Consider the following 21,977-nt stretch of genomic DNA (forward strand, 5'->3'; position numbering starts at 1 on the left):
AATATATTGATTTTATAAAAATACAAAAAAAAAAAGAGCGGATAGTGGGGTTCGAACCCACTCCACTAGCTTGGAAGGCTAGAGCTCTACCAATTAAGCTATACCCGCACAATGGAGGAGGTAGGATTCGAACCTACGTACGCAACGCGGACAGATTTACAGTCTGTTACCTTTAACCACTCGGTCACTCCTCCAAAAGAATTTGTTAAGAGAGCACTATTCCAGTATTCTAACTTAAGCTTTTATTGCACTTAATATTAAATACCTAAAACCAAAAAATCAAGCAATAAAACCTCGCCTGATTACAATCACGCAGATTTCACTTTATATAACGCAATATTGTCAATAAAACGCCTAAATAAGTAATGTGAATCGTGCGTACCTGGCGCTTCCTCTGGATGGTACTGTACAGAAAAAACTGGGTAATCCTTTGCCATTATTCCCTCTATACTATTATCGAACATAGAAATATGAGTAACCTCAACGTTATTTGGTAGAGATGATGGATCAAAAACAAAGCCATGATTTTGGCTAGTGATCTCAACTTTATCGCTACTTACGTTATAAACCGGATGATTACTTCCTCGGTGACCAACATTCATCTTGATAGTTTTTGCCCCCAAAGTAATCGCTAGTAATTGATGACCCATGCATATGCCAAGAATTGGTATTTTAGATTTTACAATAACATCTATCTCTGGAGTCACACTCTTTCCTATTTCTTGCGGATCGCCTGGACCATTCGAGAGCACTATACCATCTGGACACATACTTAATATTTTCTGAGCAAAACCTCTATCTGGCTTAACTAACTCAATTGCACAATCAAGTTCTATTAAGCGTGAAACTATACTAGCCTTTATACCAAAATCAACCACCGCAACTTTATATTTTGCATTAAGGTCACTTTTAAAATTGTTATTTAAACTGACCCTATCGGTTATTTCTATTCCATTTACAGGTTTATGTTTCTTTAATTCATCTAATAGACCTTTTATCACCAAAATAGCTTGATCATCATAGGTACAAGTGTTACAAACCGTGGTGACATTAGAGTGGATTAATGGGCATATTATTCCGTTTTGAGGTCCATGTTTTCTCAAATGCCTAGTCAAGGCTCTAGTGTCAACTCCTGATATTCCAACCAAGTTACTTTTTTCTAACCAATCGCTTAAACTCACATATGAAGAAGGATGAGACGCAGGAGAAAGTTCGCGCATAATCACACCACTTGCAAAAATTTTCTTTCCTTCATTATCTTTATCGTTTATTCCAACATTGCCAACATGAGGAAAAGTAAACATTATGATTTGATCAGCAAAAGAAGGATCAGTTATAGTATGCTGATAACCAGTAATACCAGTAGTAAAACAGATCTCACCTATGCATTTGCCTTTCTTACCTATCGACTTTCCCAAAAAGCACTTGCCATCTTGTAAAACTAGAACTGTGTCTTGCACTCAATTCTCTCTAACTGATTTAAAACAGTATATAGGAATTTCAAATAATATATAATTCTTTCTAAAATTTTAAACTTAGCCATATAAATTATATAGAGAATAACACAAAAAAAATTTTATACACCCTTTTAAATATATCATTGACTGCTTTCATATTTCGTATTAAACATAAATAAATTATTCAAGTAAAGTGGAGGGTTACAATGTTTGTTAATGGAGGACAACTTAAAAAAATAAATCAGAAGTGGCTAATTATAGGAACTGGCTTGCTATTGTTTATTATGATGTTACCCTCAATTATTCTTCTAGCAAAAATGACTATAGGGCTAGTCATGGTCTTAGTTGTAGCAATAGCGATAAAAATTGCCTCAAAAACAATATCGAATGTTTTAGAGGATAAACAGGCAGATCCAAACCAACTAACATCACAAACAACACAAAGCAGGATTGTAAACCTAGCCGTTGGATTAGTATCTATATTTACAGGTGGGCTATCACTGCTTATCATAGCAAAAACTGGTATAGCTGTAATATGTGCAGCTGTAGTTACTTTAGCCATATATGAGTATGCTAAGGATTATAAGTATGCTGAAGATAAAGAAATAGGTAAAAGCATAAACGACAAACTCGATGAAATAGCTAAAAATACAACTAATTTTATTGTTAGTGGCATCGAAAAACTTGTTTCACCACAAGAACACCAGGTATAGCTTATCTTTATGTTTATTTTGTGTACGTTAATTAAGTAGGCTGCATTGTCTGCTTGTGTTTTTTTACCACAGCTATGCAAGGCTCTATTCTATAAACTTTTTTACCATACTAAATTTTAAGCCACGAACGAAATCCTTAATATTGCAAGAATTCCTTCCCTCCATTTGCACAATTTTAGGAATTAAAGTGCCACTTTTCAAACTTATGTGCATATTATCATTAATAATTTTACCTTGTCCTGAAGTTAAAGAAGCATCTACTTCAAAGTCAGCATCGAGTATTCTTACACGCTTATGCTCTATCTTGACAAATGCCTTAGGATAAAACGCTTTAACTTTTCTATAAGCAACTTCACAAATGTCACTTGCATAAATTTTATAGTCTTCGATCTTATCAGCGTAGCACGCGCCATCATCACTTTGTTCTAGAGGAGGGTGTTTTTCAATTTCATCTATCACTTCCATCAGTAAGTTACTACCTAGCTTAGACAATTTGTCATGTAACGTTTTATAATTGTCATTTTTTTCAACTAGAAATTTTTTCTGTTTTAAAATGGGACCAGAATCCAGCCCCCCATCCAATTGCATAATACTAATTCCAGTTTTTCGGTCTCCCGCTAAAATCGTGTGCTGTATGGGAGCTGCTCCACGCCATCTAGGCAGCAGTGAAGGGTGAATATTAATACAACTATACTTTAGAATATTCAGAATTTCTTTTGGAAGAATCAGCCCATAAGCAGCAACAACTGCAACGTCTGGTTTAAATTTTTTAAATTTTTCTTGCTCTACCAAAGGTTTTAGAGAAGTAGGAGTGCATACCTCTATACCACTTTCTTCAGCAATGATATGCACTGGAGATTTTGTTAGCTTTTGTCCACGTCCTGAAGGCTTTGGAGCCTTGGTATATACTGCTACTACCTCATTTTTTGACTTTAATAGTGAATTTAGCGCATTGATAGCAAATTCTGGCGATCCCATAAAAATGACTCTCATGCTGCTAAATACTTTTGCTTAAGGAAATCAAGAATTCTCTGCTAGTTTACTACTTACAGTTTCTGCTAATTTTGTGAAATCATCTTTATAGTTAACGGCCATTTCAGCAAGAATCTTTCTATTCAAATCAACTCCAGCAAGTGCAAGACCGTGCATAAATCTACCATAAGTAAGCCCGTGTTCCCTCGCTGCTGCATTAATACGTATTATCCATAAACTGCGAAAATCGCGCTTGCGATTTCTTCTGTCCCTATAAGCATATTGCAATGCTTTTTCAACCCTTTGTAATGCAATTCTATAGCAACTCTTTGCACGCCCTCTATAACCCTTTGCTAAATTCAATATTTTTTTATGACGAGCGTGAGTAGTAACCCCACGTTTTACCCGAGCCATTTTATCTTACCTCCATTTTGTTAAATACCATAAGGTATATAAAGCTTAACTATGCGCGAGTCAGATTTACCAAGAACCGTAGTACCACGCTGATTACGAATACTAGATTTGCTCCTCTTTACCATACCATGCCTTTTGCCTGATTGAGCAGAAATAACTTTACCTTTAGCTGTAAGATTAAAACGTTTTTTAACAGAGGATTTGGTTTTCAATTTCATTTTCTTCATATCTCAAATAAGTTTACAAACATTACCGTCAAATTCTTTAGCAGAATAAATAATTCTATCAAAGAATCAAATAGCACGCAACTTAAAGTTGTAATACAACCACAACCTGTATATTAAAGGAGCTTAAATGTAATTACACCCAATATATGGGTTATACTTTCTTCATTTCCAAGTGGCAACAATACTTGCCTTATTTTAACACTTTCACTTTCTTCCTCTTCATTGATTAGGCACTTACTATCTACTATAGTATCAAATTTATCAATAACTGCATCTATTTTATATAATCGCAAAAATGGTGCATCAATTACATATTTGCTATCAATGCATATGTTTTTCTCAAAACCATAGAACTCAACAGCCTTTTCTCCTGCATTCTCACAGATATAACCTTGATCATTAACCTCAATAATATAACAATATTGCCATGAATCCATTATTTCAGTAGTATCTATCTCATGTCTTTCTGGCCAGTCTCTATCTGGTCCTTTTATCTCACTCCAGTACTGAGTCACTATATTTGCTATTCTTCTTTCTCTACCTGCATAAATTCTCATTCTAATATTCACATATAAAACACAGATATAAGCTTAATCTACTGTGAATGTATTGATTTTCTCTTAACCGCAAGGGTATGTATTACTTAAATTTCCATACTACCTATGTAACTGATACGGGTACTCTTTTTAACCATTCTTTAACGTGAGCCCACACTTTTTTAGTTAACTTTTTAGCTACATATGTTAAATATATTTATGTCATACTTATAATTGTTCATTACTTTTCTCACTATTTATTTTGTTGATTAGATAATCTCTTAAGTCGATAAGTTGTGGTAATAGATTACCAAAATTACAACTGCTTTTTATATTATTATCAAATTCTTTTTGCACTCCTTTTATTGTATATCCTTTATCATATAGCATGTATTTTATCTTCTTTATGACTTCTATACACTTATGATCATATAGCCTTCTTCCCTTACGTTTTATGGGTTTAATTTGACGAAATTGACTCTCCCAGAACCTCAAAACGTGCTGCTCTAAATGCAGCTCTTCAGCTACTTCCCCAATTGTATAAAATAATTTTTCCTTGTTCATTGGTTGTTTATTAACTTTTTTATCACTTTTGAGGGTCTAAAAGAGACTGAATTTCTTGCCCGAATTACTACTTTTTTTGATGTATTTGGTACATTTCCTGGCCTTTCTTTCTTTTTTTTAATCAAGAATGTTCCAAATGACGATATTTTTACTATGCCATCCTTTACCAAGCTTGCTTTTATCTCATCCAATATATCGTCTATTATTGCAGCAGAGTCTTCTTTTGACAATCCAATTTCTTGGTTTATATCTTCAGCTATTGTTGCCTTAGTTACTGTTATATCCTTTGTTGTAAGGTAATCCATAATTTAGCAAGTATTACAGTATGTGAATATAATATAACAATCGACTCAAGATTCAGCTATCTTATTTTTTAGAATACATTTCTTCTATAATACAATTTAAAATGCTAACGGCCGCTAACATTGCAAATACTGCGAAAAGTGCCATTTTATGATCTGTAAAAAGTACTAACGTTGATGCTATAATTCCGCTCATGATAAAACATAAATACATTGATAATGGATGATGATGTACTGATGTATTTTCGTTTCACAATTTCACTACCAACAGTAAAATTAAGCATATGTCCTCCTCAGCTAAATCGAATATTAACATGCAAAAGTATACAACATGAACAGTTAAGTAGCTGCATAGTAGACAACTGAAGCGTCTTGCAAAAGAGCAAAAGTAGAGATTACATGCTTCCTGTTTTTGAGTAGATTTGAGATTTTATCTGCAATTGGAGTACCAACTGCAAGACCAAGCTATATATTGCAGTAGCTGCACCTGATTACGTTGCACCAAGCTCTAAGTTGCTAAGTAGCTTTAGAGCCCACAAGGTATTAAGTGCTAAAAATATTCCAAAAGTAATAGCACCCACTATTGAGATTATCCAGGTATCTCTTGATCTTAGCACTGTTAATGCAGAACATATTACTGTCTTTATAGAACTTTTTATTATGTGTTTTTTTGAACTACTTTCCAAAAACGTGTCTGGATGAAAAAACACAAGTGCAAATATTAACATACTAAATAGTACTATGCTTACAATCATGTTCTTCCAATATGCACCTTCGGCAGGCGTGCTAGAGGACGCCACTTGAATTACCAAGTGCAGAAAGGCTCGAAATTGTTTGCACTAATGAGAACATCAGTCAAAACTGGACAATGGGAAAATATATGCTACTTATGTGAACAGCCCCAACAAAACTAAACGAAGCTTCGATTGCAATCAACACTTAAGGTAGAATTAAATGGGCAAGATCGTTACTATTAACAAGAATAAAAAAACCCAAGGAACATGATTAATAATCAAAGAAAGAATAAACTTTTTCACTGGAAAAAACATCAAACATTGCCCCTCTAAAAGATTGTAAGATAGCAAAAGTCCAATTACATGCTGAGTTAACTAATGCAACTTATATAATTGTAAGTTCAAGTTCTTTTTCAAGATCTATGCTTATAAAGATGTAGATTACCTGCATATTGCTGAATATAACAACCAAGTTACTGATCAGCCAAATGACCAAACTTTAGCTCTGCTTTCCATAAGATTTATTTTTATAAGTAATTTATTAATAATTTTATACTAAGTCTTCTTTGAAGCTATTGTTTCATGAGTAAGCATTATAGGCACAACCCCTGATTCTGAAGGTATTGGTGTTAGTTTTTCTTATTCACTGCAGGTATTGTATGGTGCTGTCCACTTGGTCATCATGACGGATTCCTGGAAACATTAAAATCTCATACTCAAAATCTTCTAGCCATACTGCTTGATGCAGTAGAAAAACCTTGCCAGACTCTATAGTAGGAACTAATTTAATGAAATCAAGTAAGCTTATCATTATGTGGCATTATTTCGACAATGGCTAAATCACTGCTTACCTTCAGATCTTGTACTAATTGTTGACCACTTGTTTCTGCTTCAATCAAAATTGCATGTGGCATCCATCTTTCTGCTAAGGACAAAACTAAGAGTTTTGGATATTCAAATTTTGCACGTTATACATCAAGTAAATAGAATTTATTACCTACTTTGCCCAGGTAGTGCGGACGCTAAAGTTGCTAGCGTCGCCTATTAAAACTGCAGTATTCTAGCTTTAAGCTATAGGCAAAGAGATCATCAGGAAAACTTCTATAGCGCTTCCAGCCCACTCTTGTTTAATTATATCACTTAAAAGCGACAGAGGGTTTTTGTTGATATTGTACAGCAAAAGCGTAATTCCCAAGTCAATTTTTATCGTTTCAATCTCTTCTTTTCCTCCATCTAGAAGATATAGCAACTGATCTTCTTCCCTCGAGGGTAATATTACGATGGCGTTATTTTAGCACTTGATGCTGTAATTCAGCTCTTGTAATTATTTGTAGTTACTCTGATTACAGGAATAAGAGAAGGAGACATTGGCTTTTCAATTGAATAGATAGACTCCTTATTTTTAGCTATTGTTGGCAAACAAATTTAATGCAACATATTTTTCGGTTTGGAGAGAAGGTGTCAGGTTAAATCTTCCTGATGTAGCCTATGCATCACAAGTACAATTATTCCTTTTTTCTATTGTTGAGCCAGTTACTAAAGTCTGATCAAACTAGCTTGTGGCACGCTTTCTAAGCGTTTCGCTCAAAGCTTGAGCGGAACTCAGTGGGTCGTTGACAATAATAAAATCACCTTCTTGCTAGTTAATGTTCCCCCAACAGACGTTGCAATTTTGTATTCTCTCCGCACTGTTTGAAATTTATACTTAGTATTTTGTTCTATGGATAGTTCTACTTCTAGAAATAGCTTTTTATACCAATCAGACTGCATTATGCACCTAGTATCGAGCGAGTGCTTTTCGCTGGGAATAGCTCACAATTATTACTCTTACGCATATGGGCTTCGTCGAGCGTGAAGGCATACTAAATATTATTCGTCTCACTGCACCAGTGCCTGCCGCTTTAAGTTGTTCGCTATGACTTTTATATATTAATAATCATTATACTCACATCCCGTACTACCGTTTTGAAAGCATAACTCAATGAGTTTGAGAAAGTTTATATTTTCTATGTTAGTGAGCGTCCTTGCTGTTTATTCCACTCCCCTCTTTTTGTCATTCCAGTGCTCCGACATTGGGATTCAACACACTGGAATGGCAATTCCTCATCATACTCCACAGTATCTTTAGATCTCGCTAAGGAACGACGGTAGTTACAAATATTTAGGAAATTTATTAAATAGAAAAAAAGGCAAAAAACCCTACAGTAACTAGTTACTAACTCCTTATTTCAAATTTGATGTTGGGTGATGTCTTAAACGCTTCATAAGCGTGCTTCAGCTTATATAGGTAAGAATTTAGAAATTTTGTAAAGACATATGGTGTATATAGTGCGAAAAATTAAATAATAATACGCCAAATACAAGATCTTCTTATCATTTTAATCTGCACAAATTGGGAAGTTATATAAAATAACCCCACTGCTAGGATAAGGCTGGTAAAGCTTGTCAAGTAGCTTTTTGTATTTCTGTGAGCTACTTGGATGACACATTATACTGCTTAATAGTGGTAGCTATTTCTTATTGTTAAGACCTTTCCTCAATCCAAGCTGCTTGAATGGCTTCGAGTATTTTTTCATTACAACGCTTTTCATCATCACTAAACCCCTCTAAATTTAAGACCTTTTCCTTAAGTTCGGTAAATCTAATGTTAACTATATCCTCACCTGGAAATTTTTCTTCCAAAGCTTCTGCGATGTTCTCTATATCAAGCCATTTCATATTTTTTGTGTCTTCTGATAATTAAATTGGTGCCCATGGGGAGACTTGAACTCCCAAGGTCGCAAGACCCACGGATTTTAAGTCCGCTGCGTCTACCGATTCCGCCACACGGGCTCTTTTTATTCATCTAGAGTAGAACTCTACTACTAAATTAACTTCCATGTCTGCTGAGTAAGGAACCTCGGAATATTGAGGTATTCTTAAATACTTTACTGAATACTCTTTACTGTCTGCTTCTAAGTAATCCGGAGCCTTGCGCTCTTGTTTTTGTACAGCTTCTACTATTACAGGGATTTTTGCTGCCCTTTCTCTTATTTTTACTATATCACCTGGTTTTACTCGATAACTTGGTATATTAACAATCTTATCATTAACTGTAACATGTTTATGAGATATGAGCTGTTTTGCTGAATAAATTGTTGGCACGAGGCCAGAGTGGTATAAAACAGAACTTAACCTTGATTCTAAGATACCAATAAAATTATCAGCTGTATAACCTTTCCTGTTATAAGCATCTAAAAATATACGCCTAAGCTGCTTACTTGAAATTGCATAGTAAAACTTAAACTTCTTATGTGCAGCAAACTGCTTACCAAAATCAGATAACCTTTTAAATCCAAGAATACCACGCTGACCTGGAGGATATTTCCTTCTGTTTACCGGATCTTTTGCTCTACCCCATAAATTTATACCAAGCCTACGGCTGATTCTATACTTTCTATTGATAACAGTTGTCATATAAAAACTCTCACAATCTAACTCTAGATTATTAAGGATTTTATCATTGGGTGTCAACTTGTTTTTACCAGTATAATTTCTTATACTTCACTTTTAAGTTTTCCTATTAACGTATGAATTATTTACCTTTAGAATCCATGGCAAGTGCCATCCGTTTTTTATCAATCGATGCAGTACAAAAAGCGAGCTCCGGGCACCCAGGCATGCCACTTGGAATGGCAGATGTTGCAACTGTACTATTTGCTCAGTACCTAAATCATAACCCTGATGATCCTAAATGGGTTAATAGAGACCGTTTCGTTCTATCAAACGGCCATGGTTCAATGTTGTTATACTCCATATTATATTTGACAGGTTATATTAGTATAGATGAGCTGAAAAACTTCAGGCAACTCACATCTAAAACTCCAGGTCATCCAGAATTTGGCTTGACTCCTGGGGTAGAAGCAACAACAGGTCCATTAGGGCAGGGGTTTGCTGTCGCTGTTGGCATGGCACTTGCTGAATCGATACTTAAAAATCAGTTTGGAATTAATCACTACACTTATGTAATGCTAGGAGATGGTTGTCTCATGGAAGGAATAAGTCATGAAGCAGCATCACTTGCTGGGCATCTAAAATTGAATAAGTTGATAGCCCTTTTCGACGATAATGACATCTCTATAGATGGTGCTACTCACCTCTCTTGCTCTGATGATGCAGAAAAGCGTTTTTCAGCGTATGGGTGGAATGTTAACAAAATTGATGGCCATGATTTTAATTCTATATCCCTTGCAATAGAACAAGCGCGAAAGTCTGACAAACCTACATTGATTTGCTGCAAGACCATCATTGGAAAGTTCTCAAACCGTGCTGGCGCTTCCTCCGCCCATAGCGGTGCTTTTACGGAGGAAGATGTAAAACAGATGAGGGAGAAATTAAACTGGAATTATGTGCCATTCCATGTGCCAAAAGATGTGAAAAATGCTTGGATGGAAACAGTTGAGAGAGCAAAACAAAATTACAATTCAGTGTCATTCCAGCGCCAAGCACTGGAACCCAGTGAAAATAAAGAACTTCAAAGACGGCTAGATAAACGCTTACCAGATAACATTGATGATGATTTAGCTAACTTAAAGAAACAAATACATGAAACAATGCCAAATGAAGCTACACGGTCTTCTTTTGGCAAGGTAATGGAACTTTTAACTGAGTCTATGCCGGAATTAATTGGCGGATCTGCTGATCTTACTGGATCAAATTGTACTAAATATAAGCATATGAAAGTAATAGATAATAATAACTATAGTGGTTCTTACGTCCATTATGGAGTGAGAGAGCACGCTATGGCAGCTTGCATGAATGGAATGGCTCTTCATGGTGGAATTCTTCCTTATGGTGGCACTTTTTTGGTATTTTCTGACTATTGTCGCCCTGCTATACGTCTTTCAGCTTTAATGAAACAGCAGGTTATATATGTAATGACTCATGATTCAATTGGAGTAGGAGAAGACGGCCCAACTCACCAGCCGATAGAGCATTTAGCTTCTTTACGCACTGTACCAAACTTATATGTCTTTAGGCCAACTGATGCAATTGAAACTCTGGAGTGTATTAGCATTGCATTGAAAAAAAAAGAGTCACCTGCACTGTTTGCGCTTTCAAGGCAAAACTTAGGCTACATGCGCAAATTCCATTTTAATGTTGATCAATCTACCAACCTATCAAAGTCTGGTGCATATGTTGTGTGTGAATACTCAGAGAAGCTAGAAGTGACAATATTTGCAACCGGATCTGAAGTTGAGATTGCAATTGAGACAAGAAAGAAATTGCAGGAAAAAGGTATAGGTACAAGGGTTGTTTCTATGCCATGCTGGAGACTTTTTGATGAGCAAAGCGATGAATACAAAGATGCAATATTAAATAATGACAGCATTAAAGTTGCAATTGAAGCTGGAAGTGAAATGGGTTGGCATAAATACATAGGTTCAAACGGTATATTTATCGGTATGAAAAGCTTTGGAGAATCAGCACCTTATAAAAGGCTTTATGAGCATTTTAATATCAATACCGATTATGTAGTAAAATGCGTGTGTGAGAAGCTGGTTTATATCTAAACCATGAGGGCTACAAAAAACTACTTGACAAACTTCGCCAGCCTTCTTATTATAGTACTTGAGTTAATTATTTATCTTCTCTGTACAGATTAAATGACAAAAAAACTTAATGTATCTTGCACCTTATGTTTTTTACATTGTTGTCTACATTACCAAAAAAACGCCAACTGATAAAATGTATAGTGAATAAATAGCTGCCGAAGGATTTCTTTTTTCTTGTTTGGTAAATTTATTAAATATTTGCAGCTAAATAACAACCGTCATTCTGCTACTTATTAGCGGGATATCTACTGGGATGATAGGGAATACAAGAAAGTATTTATGATTAATTTTTAGATGAAATATAGAACTTCGATAAATTTAACCTTTCTATGAAACTATACAACAATGATAAGTAAACTGAGAGGGAAGGGTTATGGTAATAGAAAAGGAAAAGTTGTTTAAAATCATACAAAAAGCAAGCAAGAGCCAAGATTTGAAATGAGGATAATTTACTTAAAAGAGTAGGAAATGAGTTACATGAAAAAGATGAAGCAGAATATAGTAAGTTTTGCCTTGGCATAGATAAGAATCATTTATTTAGTATACAAACCCCAGAGGAAATTTCAGAAGGTTGGACATTACTACACCTCGCTGTAGAATGTAACAATCTACTAATGGTAAAGCTTTTACTAGACAAGAAAGTAGGTGTTAATATCTGAGTAAAAGACAGATCTAAAGATGGTGTGGACCTACCCCTTTGCATATCGTTACTTTGCATGGTAATCATAGAGATAATGCAACGTTACTAAGTGATGATCGAGTAAAACCCTTATTAAAAGATGCTCAGGATCAAGTTCCAAGAGAGGTGGCTGGTGATGTACTAAACAGGTATACTATAATAAAAATGTTAGAGGAAGCAGAAAAAAGTTATCGTGCAAAGCCGCAGAAGAAAGCAAAAAATTTAAAATCAAGCTTCAAGGTAGAAGTACCTACCATTTATTATAGAATAAGCATTTATGATAACATCTGTAAACGGAAATTATGTAACTGTTCCAGCAAATGTTACAGATTTTTACTACAAATAGTATGATGGTACACGTAGTAATAGTATTAGTGATGATAGTGAAATACATATTTCTCCAGAACAGACATCCATGTATAAAGATGAGAACGGAACGATTCCCTTACTCTCTGAAGAGGAAATAAAGAAGCTTGAAGTTCAGCTAAAAAGATCATGTGTTCAACTCAAGAATGAGTAGAAAGAGAATCAATTATTAAAACAAAAAATACGAGATCTAGGAAGTAAAAACATAACAATTAATAGTGAATTAGGCAAAACAAAAACCAGCATTCTAAAACAAAAGCGTTGTAAAAAAAGCGCGAAAGGAACTGACAGAATTAAAAAGTAGAGCAAATATTGGCACGAAAAAGAAGAGTGGACTTCTTTACATATTACTGCTATATTCAGTAATGTAGAGATAATAAAGACCAATATTATAATTAGGTAAAATATAACTCAACGCAATGGATCAAGATAGATGGATTATTTTATTCATGCTACAAACAATTGTCATGCAGACAAAGTAAAATATTTAGAAAAAGGAGCAAATTTTGAAGCACGAGATAAAAATGAAAAGAGCTTTTTGGATCTTGCCACTGACAAATAAAACAATGACATAGTAGAATACTTACAGGAAAAATCAAGAGTAAAACAGATTTTAGTAAGGGTAAAGCAGAAAAAAAGACCACTGTTTTCAAGAATTATCTATATGAACCTTATAACTACGTCAATAGCAGGTTCTATCTATAGGTGCAGCTTTACTTGCGATATTTGGTAAAATACCCTGGTGGTCCTTTTTGCATTAGGTATATTTTATACTGTATTTTTTGGTGCTAAAGCTATTGTGACAAAAGTAATGGGTGATACAGGTGAAAATACTTCTTTAATGGGATGATATGGAGTGGATAAAAAGAAATAAATCCTTCTACCAATGGATTGCTCTTTGTATTGGAAATTTAAGGCTTATTTTTTTCTAAAACAGACCTGATGCACAGTTTCAACTATGTCTTCCACTTGCGGTAATGCTTTTTTTTCTAGATTTGCAGCATAGGGAAGGGGAATATCCTTGCCAGTTACACGTACAACTGGGGCATCAAGGTAGTCAAATCCCTGCTCCATAACAACAGCTGAAAGCTCTGCTCCTATTCCTGCAAATGGCCAACCTTCTTCTATGCTAACTAATCTATTAGTTTTCCTGATAGAATTAATAATAGTTTCAGTATCAAGAGGTCTTAAAGTTCTTAAGTCAATAACTTCAGCTTCTATGCCTCCACCTGAAAGTAAATCTGCTGCATTTAAAGCATCCTTTAATTTCAATGAGAAAGCAGTAATAGTTACATCCTTTCCTTCCCGTATAACAGCAGCTTTACCTATCTCAAGCAGATAGTCTTTGTCCGATAGCTCAGAATCAGGAACTTCATGCTCGTGCCCATAAGCGATCTCGTTTTCTAGAAATATTACTGGATCCGGATCACGAATTGCAGCTTTGAGCAGACCCCTGCAATCGGAGGCAAAATAAGGTGCTATTACTTTTAATCCTGGTACATGCGAATACCAAGATGCAAAACATTGAGAATGTTGTGCAGCGACTCTTGCTGCAGCGCCGTTTGGTCCACGAAATACTATGGGACATCCAAGCTGTCCACCTGACATATAATTTGTTTTTGCTGCGGAATTCACAATTTGATCAATAGCCTGCATGGAAAAATTAAAAGTCATAAATTCAACTATTGGCCTGAGTCCAGCAAATGCTGCTCCAACAGCAAGACCAGCAAATCCATGTTCAGTAATGGGTGTATCAACCACCCTATTTTTTCCAAACTCTTTCAGCAACCCTTTTGTTACTTTATAAGCGCCATCATACTCCGCAACTTCTTCACCCATGATAAATACATCATGATTGTTTTGCATTTCTTCTCTAATTGCTGTACATAAAGCTTCTCTTACACTCAAGGTTACCATTTATAAACTTTATAGATCTTAACCTAATAACTATATCAAAGTTACCAGGGATGAGTAAAGCAGATATTGCTACAAATTAAGCTTTATAAACACCATATTGTTGATTTTGGACAGCCACTTCTTTCAATTTAGTGGTAGGGTTGTAACATTGTGTATGTAATGCTGCCAGCTATCGAAGCAGATGTTATAGAAGTTATAATTATTAATGGGGCAAACAATCTGGAAACAACACCTATCATTACTACGGTTATAGGAGGTCCACCTATTCCCCAAACGTAGCCGATAATATTACATATTACTTGAGCAGTTATATCATCATCGGTACCAGATTTATTATCAGTATTTCCAATATAAGAAAAGAAATAAATAATATTATAAAAAGATATCAAAAACTTTCCTAATCATAGGGTTCATCCTCATACCTTAAATTTAGATATCGCAATTGTACCTAAAATAGTAGAATTTTTGGTAAAGTTAGTACAAAGATTAGATAAATTCGCAGTTAAGCATTATATTTTACCAAATTTCCTACTTTCTATGCATCAATCACCTATTTTCAAAGCTTGAATAAAAGCATTATGTGGAATGTCCACGTTTCCTACAGAATATAGTCTTTTCTTGCCTTTCTTTTGCTTTTCTAAAAGCTTCATTTTTCGTGTTACGTCTCCACCATAGAGTTTAGCTGTTACATCCTTTCTATATGGGTTAATCGTTTCTCTTGCAACAATTTTACCGCCCACTGTTGCTTGAATTGCAATTTTATATTGCTGACGTGGTATTAAATCTCTCAAGCGCGCACATATTTCACGTCCTCTTTTCTCAGATCTACTTTTGTGAACAATACAGGCCAATGCATCTACAGGTTCTCCATTAACTAAAAAGCTCAATTTATCTATTTGACTTTCCTGATAATTGGAAATTTCCCAATCCAAACTTGCGTATCCCTTAGAAATCGATTTCAACCTACCATAAAAATCCAAAACAACCTCAGACAGTGGCAACTTATACTTCAACAACGCTGTCGTTGTGTTACCAACGTAAGATAAATCCTCCTGTTTTCCTCTCCTTTCATCACATAGAGATAGAATTTCCCCTAAATATTGGTCGGGTACCATTATAGTTGCAGTAATCCATGGCTCTTCTACTATTTTAATCTTTACTGAATCTGGCATATCATTTGGGTTATGAATATTCAGAGTTTCACCACTTTGCGTTGTAACCTCATATATAACACTTGGTGCAGTTGCCGTTAAGTCCAAATCAAATTCTCTTTCGAGCCTTTCTTGGATAACCTCAAGATGTAGCATCCCCAAAAAACCGCAACGAAACCCATAGCCGAGCGCATTTGAAGTTTCAGCTTCGAAGGTAAAACTTGTATCATTCAAATGTAACTTCTCCAGCGCATCTCTTAAATATTTAAAACCATCTGTTTTGTTAGGGAAAATACTACAAAACACCACAGGGTGTATCTCTTTAAAGCCCGGCAATGCCTCACCGCAAGGTTTTTTTTCTTCGGTAATAGTGTCCCCTACTTTGCAGTCTGCCATTTTTCTCATCGAAGCAGTTATAAAACCAACTTCACCTGCTGAGAGTTCACTTGTCATTACTTTTTTAGGAGTAAAAATACCGATATTGTCTACTTGATATACAGCATTGTTAGACATCATAACAATCTTCATGCCTTTTTTTAGCACCCCATTTTTAACTCGTACTAAAATTACTACTCCCAAGTAAGGGTCATACCAACTATCAACTAAAATCGCCTGCAGTGGAGCATTTATATTACCCTGTGGAGCTGGAAGTTTTGTTATTATTGCTTCCAATACATCCCTTATTCCAAGTCCAGTTTTTGCCGATATTAAAATTGACTCACTAGAGCCAATGCCAATTATTTCTTCAACCTGAAGTTTTACCCTTTCTGGATCTGAGGCAGGAAGGTCAACTTTGTTGAGCACAACTATTATCTCATGATTATTGTCAATTGCCTTATATACATTCGCAAGAGTTTGAGCTTCAACCCCCTGACTACTATCTATTACTAAGAGCGAACCTTCACATGCAGCTAAGCTTCGACTTACTTCATACGAAAAGTCAACATGACCTGGAGTATCCATAAGGTTTAAACAATATCGATTACCATCATTTGCAGTATAGTTTAGCCTTACCGTCTGTGCTTTGATTGTGATCCCACGTTCGCGTTCTATATCCATCGAGTCGAGCACTTGATTGGTCATTTCTCTTGCCTCAAGACCATTACACTCCTCTATCAAACGGTCAGCAAGTGTTGATTTACCGTGATCTATATGTGCTATTATTGCAAAATTCCTTACATTGTCCATTGATGGCTATTCTACTCATTTAAGTAGAACTATTTTACATTTTAAGTGTTGTAAGGGCAATTGTTTATTAAGAAACTTATTTACTCCTTTAATATAGACGACACTTTTTTTGAGTGAGAAACTACTTTATTAACCATATAACTCTCATGATTGTTATCTATTTTAGATAATTCATACAAATAGTTCACCATTATCCCAGCTGATTGGCCTATACCCTTTTCAGAGGTATCCGCCATCCAGTTTAGTTGTTTTATCGATGCACCATTACTTAAATGAAAATGCGCCACTGGATCATAAGCACTGCCATTGCTGTTTTTAACCTTTAGCAAATAATGCGCACAAAGCTTCAGCAAGCATTGTTTTACTTCACTTTCGCATTCAACGTTAGTTTTCAATTGACCTATATTTCCTAAAATTTCTGCACTAGATTGTTTTATATTCAGTTTGCTTAACAAAGTAATATCCTGGCTCAAATTTTCTTTTAGCCATTTTGCAAAGCCAGGTATTGGAGAAAGAGTTGCGTACACCTTTATGCTTTTAAATTCATGCGATAATCTTTCCACAACCCTTTTGATCAAAAAATTACCAAGACTGATTCCAGACAACCCTGCTTGGGTATTTGATATTGAATAGAATATGGCAGTGCTTGCATTACTTGGATCGCTTGAAGGTATTGACTCATCTAAAAGGTGTTGAATACTATTTGCTATTTCATTCATCAATGCAACCTCTACAAAAATTAAAGGTTCACTTGGTATTTTATAATGAAAAAAAGCAAAACAGAGATGATCAGAATCTAGCCTGTTTTTTAAGTCACCCCACGAAGAAATTTTATGCACAGCTTCATATTTTATAAGTTTTTCCAACAATGATGCAGGTGAATCCCAGGTTATTTGACGAAGATCCAATAGATCAACATCAACCCAAGTACAAAGTATACTTTTTAATTCGTTCTCTAGCGGATTTAGACTTCTATATTGGCTCTTTAGCTTAAGCACATCAGAACGCATGTCAACAATAAACTTAAGACCTTCTGGTAAAGAGATAAACTGTTTCAATATTTTAGAACGTGGCGATTCAAGAATTCTTATTAAGTCCTGTTCAAATTTATAGCTCAATTCGGAATCTTGATTTTTCTTATATCCTTTTATTTTTTCATCTATTTCCGCTTTGCTTGGATTAAATTTTTCTGCCAGGGTTTGTAGAAACTTTATTCTACCTTTCTCTGATAAACTTAAGTACAGATTACCAAGAGATACAGTATTCTTACGCGCCGAGACCTCCCCCCCTTTTGGATTTAAGCACTCGTTCATCTTTAAAATTAAACTATCGATATCGCGACTACTGCTTAAATCCGGACCAATATTGCCAATCCACGATCTTACAGCATCTGCCACTCCACCAAATATCTTAAAAAAGCTTTTTACTGCTTTCTTATCTTCAACTTTCACTACATTAAATTCAACTAATGATTCTTTTACTATAGACTTCTTTTACCGTATATCTATATTAAACCAAAGAAAAATCTTAGTCCACATAACAGGTACCATTACCAAATCATTAGCAATTTCTATAATAGAATTAACTATAGAGTGTTAACAGAGAAAAATGTTATGACAGAAGCAAAAAAAAGTCCAACGGTTACATTAAGGGCCAAGCTGAAAAGTTTGACTCTAGCAAACTAAGGACTATAAAAGACAATAAATTAGCTAATTCTAGCGAAATGATGTACTTAGATCCTCAAAGAATGAATTTTGTCATCAACAGAAAAAAATAAATAAAAACTTTATTATTGCATTGAAAGAAGGAACTAAGGATTATAAAAGTAAACTTTTTAGTAAAAATGATATCTATAATCTCGTGCGTGGAAAAGAAATAGATACTGAGCAGGGCAGAGTTTTTGTTGATTCAGTGTTTAAAGATCTTGAAAAAGAGCTTAAGTAAGCACATTGCGTGAGTTATGGGATGATCACTACAAAAACCCCGAAATTACTGATCATCAAAAAACTGACGTATATAAAAAAGAGTTCTAAAAATTTTATAATGTAGGCCAGAGTCATAAGCACCTATTACCGAAAAAAGGGAATGAAAATTATCGTCCAATTGCAAAAGAAATTTTTAAGGAAATGTTTAAATATACTAAGTAGAAGTTTCAAGCAACTTCATTTTAGAAGAGCTAGTTACTAATTACAATCAAGCAGGGTATGAATTTACTGTAAGCATGCCCATTCTTGAATAGTTCACTTCTGGAGTATGGATTAAAAGGAAAATATAAGCAAGAATAAAACAATGTATATCAATTGTACTGATTCAAGTAGTGCAGAAGTAAAATCTGATATGTCAGTACCTGTAGTAAAATTTGACAATCTAGGTAAAAAAATATGCGAATTAAACAGCTCACTAGAATTCACACTTGAATCTCAAAACGGTAAAAATGGTGTAATAATAAAGACGGTAAATTATCACTCACTGCTCCTAGAGAGTTGGAAAATCATTACACCATTAGCGAAGAAGAGCAGTTATAATCAGATGATACTGTGAAAAAAAGCCTACTTGATATTTATTATTGAATCTTTTTTAAGCTTTATTGAAAAGTTCGTCGGTACAAAACTTAAAAATAAACAGGGTATTTATCATTAAGTAAAAAATGCGATAATACTAAATCGCAGCAACAGCTCAGAGGTAATGGTAATCAAAGATACTGTCACTCTTGAATAAAAATAGAATATAGCTTAGAAGACTAGCTAAAAGTAGACAGTCTCCTGGAAAGTTAGAAACCACCAGTACATTGTAATGTGCATGTCTGTGATAGTAAGGGATTGTAGTTATTGAATTCTCTAACTTTCACCTCCTCATTTAACATATACCAGCATCATCTATCACTTCTAAATAAACCATTGCCAATATACACCACTGAGAACTTCTACAGATATCTTGCTATTCAAACTAAGATTAAAGCAAGAATTCTTTCCTGGGAAGGTATGGTCACTAAGATGCAGCTCCCATCTTAATCCTTTAGTTGATATTTGTGCTTTGGGTATACGAAGTAAAGATATTTTAGTATTTCGCGGCAAAGAAAAATGAGTAATGCCTTTCTGTAAGGTGTAACCTATCACGGGAGGCGAATGCGTGTAAAAGATGCTGTCTTTATCTAGAAAAATGTTAATATTCTGTAATATGTAATCAGCTGCTTCTCCAGTAACACCTGTTATTATCGATGGCAATAATTTCATTGTCTTTAAGTGAGCTATAGCTTTAGAAAAGTCGCAATAATTTTGATCAGGCAGATATACCGTGTTTAAACTAGTACGCAAATTCGGATTTATACTATCTAAATCTCCTATTACAAGATCAGGTTGTATACAATTGATATAAAGCCGATTTTTGTCCCTCCATTTACAGCACAATAGGCATGCCTTGTTTAAAGAACAATGAATTAGGGTATCTTTCCACTTAGTACTATAATGAAAGGATATTATTGGTGTGTGCTGCAATATAGTACATAATTACAAAATGTTTTGTGCGGATTTTGCATCGTATTTGAATAATTGATACTGTATTAATTATTATCCAAACTAACCGTTGGTTGTGCATCTTGCTCAGAGATCAAGGCACCAGTAAATTACTGATCAATGGACTTTCTGCTTTCTATTCAATTGTACGCTTTTGTTTTTTTCAAAATGAGCTATATTTTTTCAATAATTCCTATTGCATTTTACACTATATGTTTTCTTGCAGAGGTAATAGCATGTGCTTGTTGACACCTTAACATTGCTTGTGCAATCTCAGATGAATATACCAAATGAGATATCTTCGCTTCTATAATTTCAATTCCCGCAATATCTAATATTTGCTGTAACATTGACCACAATTCACCTAAAATTTTATCAGAATTTTTACGTAAAGATTACTCATCGTCTTCGCCACCATATGGATAATTGCTTGCCAACTCTCTAATTATTGAGTCACTCTGTATAAAAACAAAGTCATAATAATTATTAACATTATAATATACTTTTGCAAAACTGCTCACTCTTCAAACAATCATTACTGAAATCTCTACTGGACTGCCGTTTTGCATTATTCACTTTTATTTTTTCTGTAAAGTAAGTTCCCATATAATGACCAAGAAATCCTATCACTCTTGCTCCATTAGGATTATTGATGAAAAACCTTTGAAAAAAAGCCAACATTGAAATAGTAGCAATTCCAAGTGCAATCGCACTATCATATGCTACAAAAGTACCGATAAAATTAATCCTAACACTATTAGTACAGGAAAAATCTGGAGTTAACTTAACTTTCTATCATTTATCGTATTATTATCTATATTATTCTTATGTCACTTGAACCCCCTCTATTGATAGTTTCATCTATTTTATTTATAAATAGTTTTAAAATCCTTTAATTCGTGATCAAGCAACCTCACCTCACTTTCATGTGCTATTGTAAGTGGATCAATGTGTTTGCTGTGTATACAACTTCGCAATGTAAATGTAGTCCTGTTACAATACCAGTGCTACCAACATAAGTATAACTTGTCCCTGCTCTATTCTAGAGCCTAACTTCACATCACTACTAAATCCACTCATGTGCGCACAGCAGGTTAAATATCCGTTCTTATGTTTTATTTTGATGTACTTACCGTATCCTCCTTTATTTCCTATGTATTCTATTACACTTTCTGCAGTAGCGAATACGGGGGTACCAGGTTTAGCTGCATAACCTACTCCTTTGTGAAAAGCAATTTTACCACGAATAGGATGCTTTTTCTATTGCCCAATTGTAAAGATATACGATAATCTCCGTAAAGGATTTATAAAAGCTTTATCGTCCTTTAAGCTTATCCCTTCTTTACTAAAATACCCTTCTCTGCCGTTTTGTGATTTGTAATGATATAAACTAAATGGTCTTTTTGTTTGTTGTCAGTGAAGTATACAAAATTTTCTCTTCATTCTTCCGACTATTAAGCGACCTCCCAAAAAGAACTTCTAATCTACTTTCTAACATAATATCTTTTTTTTAATCAATACCAAGATCTTTACATATTTCAATTAATTCCATCACTGTATTTGGTGTTAACCCTTATTCAATTCTTATAGCAAAGAAGAAAGATTTTATGTCACTGGGTATGAATAACAACTTTCTATCATGCACTAATTT

Annotated in this window: 24 protein-coding genes, 3 tRNA genes and 3 pseudogenes; 8 read left to right on the plus strand and 22 right to left on the minus strand. The window is 34.6% G+C overall.

Annotated elements, in window-relative coordinates; genetic code table 11:
• Positions 1 to 36: 36 nt before the first annotated feature.
• The 3 genes from WBP_RS03755 to carA all read right to left on the minus strand — a co-directional run bounded on the left by WBP_RS03755 (position 37) and on the right by carA (position 1,460).
• A tRNA-Gly gene (locus tag WBP_RS03755) sits at positions 37 to 108 on the minus strand.
• Positions 109 to 112: 4 nt separating this feature from the next.
• Positions 113 to 194, minus strand: a tRNA-Tyr gene (locus WBP_RS03760).
• A gap of 114 nt (positions 195 to 308) precedes the next feature.
• Complete coding sequence (gene carA, locus WBP_RS03765) at positions 309 to 1,460, minus strand: glutamine-hydrolyzing carbamoyl-phosphate synthase small subunit (protein ID WP_167896117.1); 1,152 nt, start codon at positions 1,458 to 1,460, stop codon at positions 309 to 311.
• A 203-nt stretch (positions 1,461 to 1,663) separates the two neighbouring features.
• On the opposite strand from carA, the gene WBP_RS03770 reads away from it, so the two are divergent.
• Positions 1,664 to 2,170 (plus strand): hypothetical protein, encoded by a 507-nt coding sequence (locus WBP_RS03770; protein ID WP_167896118.1) that lies wholly within the window; start codon positions 1,664 to 1,666, stop codon positions 2,168 to 2,170.
• An 84-nt stretch (positions 2,171 to 2,254) separates the two neighbouring features.
• Here the strand turns inward: WBP_RS03770 and fmt are convergent, their stop codons facing one another.
• From fmt to rpsD, 12 genes are all read right to left on the minus strand, one after another.
• Entirely contained in the window at positions 2,255 to 3,163 is a 909-nt protein-coding gene (gene fmt, locus WBP_RS03775; protein ID WP_041571490.1) for a methionyl-tRNA formyltransferase, read from the minus strand.
• Between the two features lie 27 nt (positions 3,164 to 3,190).
• Positions 3,191 to 3,556: a 50S ribosomal protein L20 gene (gene rplT / locus WBP_RS03780; protein ID WP_011256855.1), complete on the minus strand. Its 366-nt coding sequence runs from the start codon at positions 3,554 to 3,556 to the stop codon at positions 3,191 to 3,193.
• Positions 3,557 to 3,576: 20 nt separating this feature from the next.
• Entirely contained in the window at positions 3,577 to 3,783 is a 207-nt protein-coding gene (rpmI, locus tag WBP_RS03785) for a 50S ribosomal protein L35 (protein ID WP_167896119.1), read from the minus strand.
• Between the two features lie 113 nt (positions 3,784 to 3,896).
• Positions 3,897 to 4,340 (minus strand): PAS domain-containing protein, encoded by a 444-nt coding sequence (locus WBP_RS03790; RefSeq protein ID WP_041571588.1) that lies wholly within the window; start codon positions 4,338 to 4,340, stop codon positions 3,897 to 3,899.
• Positions 4,341 to 4,547: 207 nt separating this feature from the next.
• Entirely contained in the window at positions 4,548 to 4,883 is a 336-nt protein-coding gene (locus WBP_RS03795) for a MerR family transcriptional regulator (protein ID WP_011256858.1), read from the minus strand.
• The gene (locus WBP_RS03800; protein WP_167896120.1) at positions 4,880 to 5,188 is read right to left on the minus strand and encodes an integration host factor subunit alpha; all 309 of its coding nucleotides are present in this window, start codon (positions 5,186 to 5,188) and stop codon (positions 4,880 to 4,882) included. The genes WBP_RS03795 and WBP_RS03800 overlap by 4 nt, the downstream gene beginning before the upstream one ends.
• A gap of 488 nt (positions 5,189 to 5,676) precedes the next feature.
• Complete coding sequence (locus WBP_RS05795; protein WP_246165896.1) at positions 5,677 to 5,985, minus strand: hypothetical protein; 309 nt, start codon at positions 5,983 to 5,985, stop codon at positions 5,677 to 5,679.
• A gap of 577 nt (positions 5,986 to 6,562) precedes the next feature.
• Positions 6,563 to 6,730 (minus strand): hypothetical protein, encoded by a 168-nt coding sequence (locus tag WBP_RS06380; protein ID WP_246165898.1) that lies wholly within the window; start codon positions 6,728 to 6,730, stop codon positions 6,563 to 6,565.
• Positions 6,731 to 6,985: 255 nt separating this feature from the next.
• Complete coding sequence (locus WBP_RS06385; protein WP_041571399.1) at positions 6,986 to 7,168, minus strand: hypothetical protein; 183 nt, start codon at positions 7,166 to 7,168, stop codon at positions 6,986 to 6,988.
• A gap of 1,274 nt (positions 7,169 to 8,442) precedes the next feature.
• The gene (gene iscX, locus WBP_RS03815; RefSeq protein WP_167896121.1) at positions 8,443 to 8,637 is read right to left on the minus strand and encodes a Fe-S cluster assembly protein IscX; all 195 of its coding nucleotides are present in this window, start codon (positions 8,635 to 8,637) and stop codon (positions 8,443 to 8,445) included.
• Positions 8,638 to 8,664: 27 nt separating this feature from the next.
• Positions 8,665 to 8,751, minus strand: a tRNA-Leu gene (locus WBP_RS03820).
• A 9-nt stretch (positions 8,752 to 8,760) separates the two neighbouring features.
• On the minus strand, positions 8,761 to 9,375 hold the full coding sequence (gene rpsD, locus WBP_RS03825; RefSeq protein WP_011256861.1) for a 30S ribosomal protein S4: 615 nt from the start codon (positions 9,373 to 9,375) through the stop codon (positions 8,761 to 8,763).
• A gap of 113 nt (positions 9,376 to 9,488) precedes the next feature.
• Between rpsD and tkt the strand changes: the two genes are divergently transcribed.
• From tkt to WBP_RS06415, 5 genes and pseudogenes are all read left to right on the plus strand, one after another.
• Entirely contained in the window at positions 9,489 to 11,471 is a 1,983-nt protein-coding gene (tkt, locus tag WBP_RS03830; RefSeq protein WP_167896122.1) for a transketolase, read from the plus strand.
• A gap of 602 nt (positions 11,472 to 12,073) precedes the next feature.
• Positions 12,074 to 12,172: an ankyrin repeat domain-containing protein gene (locus WBP_RS06270; RefSeq protein ID WP_225416141.1), complete on the plus strand. Its 99-nt coding sequence runs from the start codon at positions 12,074 to 12,076 to the stop codon at positions 12,170 to 12,172.
• 38 nt (positions 12,173 to 12,210) lie between these two features.
• A complete protein-coding gene (locus WBP_RS03840) occupies positions 12,211 to 12,543 on the plus strand; it encodes a hypothetical protein (protein WP_167896123.1) in 333 nt (110 codons plus the stop codon).
• A gap of 448 nt (positions 12,544 to 12,991) precedes the next feature.
• Positions 12,992 to 13,120, plus strand: coding sequence for a hypothetical protein (locus WBP_RS06045; protein WP_255324085.1), 129 nt, complete (start codon positions 12,992 to 12,994; stop codon positions 13,118 to 13,120).
• A 130-nt stretch (positions 13,121 to 13,250) separates the two neighbouring features.
• Positions 13,251 to 13,408, plus strand: a pseudogene (locus WBP_RS06415) (TrbC/VirB2 family protein); the annotation flags it as partial.
• A 68-nt stretch (positions 13,409 to 13,476) separates the two neighbouring features.
• Here the strand turns inward: WBP_RS06415 and WBP_RS03845 are convergent.
• From WBP_RS03845 to WBP_RS03860, 4 genes are all read right to left on the minus strand, one after another.
• On the minus strand, positions 13,477 to 14,475 hold the full coding sequence (locus tag WBP_RS03845; RefSeq protein WP_167896124.1) for a pyruvate dehydrogenase complex E1 component subunit beta: 999 nt from the start codon (positions 14,473 to 14,475) through the stop codon (positions 13,477 to 13,479).
• Positions 14,476 to 14,603: 128 nt separating this feature from the next.
• Entirely contained in the window at positions 14,604 to 14,864 is a 261-nt protein-coding gene (locus tag WBP_RS06275) for a hypothetical protein (protein WP_369799960.1), read from the minus strand.
• Positions 14,865 to 15,017: 153 nt separating this feature from the next.
• Entirely contained in the window at positions 15,018 to 16,814 is a 1,797-nt protein-coding gene (gene lepA / locus WBP_RS03855; protein ID WP_167896125.1) for a translation elongation factor 4, read from the minus strand.
• A gap of 80 nt (positions 16,815 to 16,894) precedes the next feature.
• Positions 16,895 to 18,298 (minus strand): malonyl-CoA decarboxylase, encoded by a 1,404-nt coding sequence (locus WBP_RS03860; RefSeq protein WP_167896328.1) that lies wholly within the window; start codon positions 18,296 to 18,298, stop codon positions 16,895 to 16,897.
• A gap of 313 nt (positions 18,299 to 18,611) precedes the next feature.
• On the opposite strand from WBP_RS03860, the gene WBP_RS03865 reads away from it, so the two are divergent.
• Together WBP_RS03865 and WBP_RS03870 are read left to right on the plus strand one after the other, a co-directional pair.
• Entirely contained in the window at positions 18,612 to 18,758 is a 147-nt protein-coding gene (locus WBP_RS03865) for a hypothetical protein (protein WP_167896126.1), read from the plus strand.
• A gap of 345 nt (positions 18,759 to 19,103) precedes the next feature.
• Positions 19,104 to 19,355 (plus strand): hypothetical protein, encoded by a 252-nt coding sequence (locus tag WBP_RS03870; RefSeq protein ID WP_167896127.1) that lies wholly within the window; start codon positions 19,104 to 19,106, stop codon positions 19,353 to 19,355.
• 344 nt (positions 19,356 to 19,699) lie between these two features.
• Here the strand turns inward: WBP_RS03870 and WBP_RS03875 are convergent, their stop codons facing one another.
• The 3 genes and pseudogenes from WBP_RS03875 to WBP_RS06285 form a co-directional block, all read right to left on the minus strand.
• Positions 19,700 to 20,308, minus strand: coding sequence for a thiamine diphosphokinase (locus WBP_RS03875; RefSeq protein ID WP_369799961.1), 609 nt, complete (start codon positions 20,306 to 20,308; stop codon positions 19,700 to 19,702).
• A gap of 65 nt (positions 20,309 to 20,373) precedes the next feature.
• A pseudogene (locus tag WBP_RS06280) lies at positions 20,374 to 21,099 on the minus strand (SPFH domain-containing protein).
• Between the two features lie 41 nt (positions 21,100 to 21,140).
• A pseudogene (locus WBP_RS06285) lies at positions 21,141 to 21,965 on the minus strand (M23 family metallopeptidase); the annotation flags it as partial.
• Between the last annotated feature and the right edge of the window lie 12 nt (positions 21,966 to 21,977).

The sequence above is a fragment of the Wolbachia endosymbiont of Brugia pahangi genome, from assembly GCF_012030695.1.
Classification (GTDB): Bacteria; Pseudomonadota; Alphaproteobacteria; order Rickettsiales; family Anaplasmataceae; genus Wolbachia.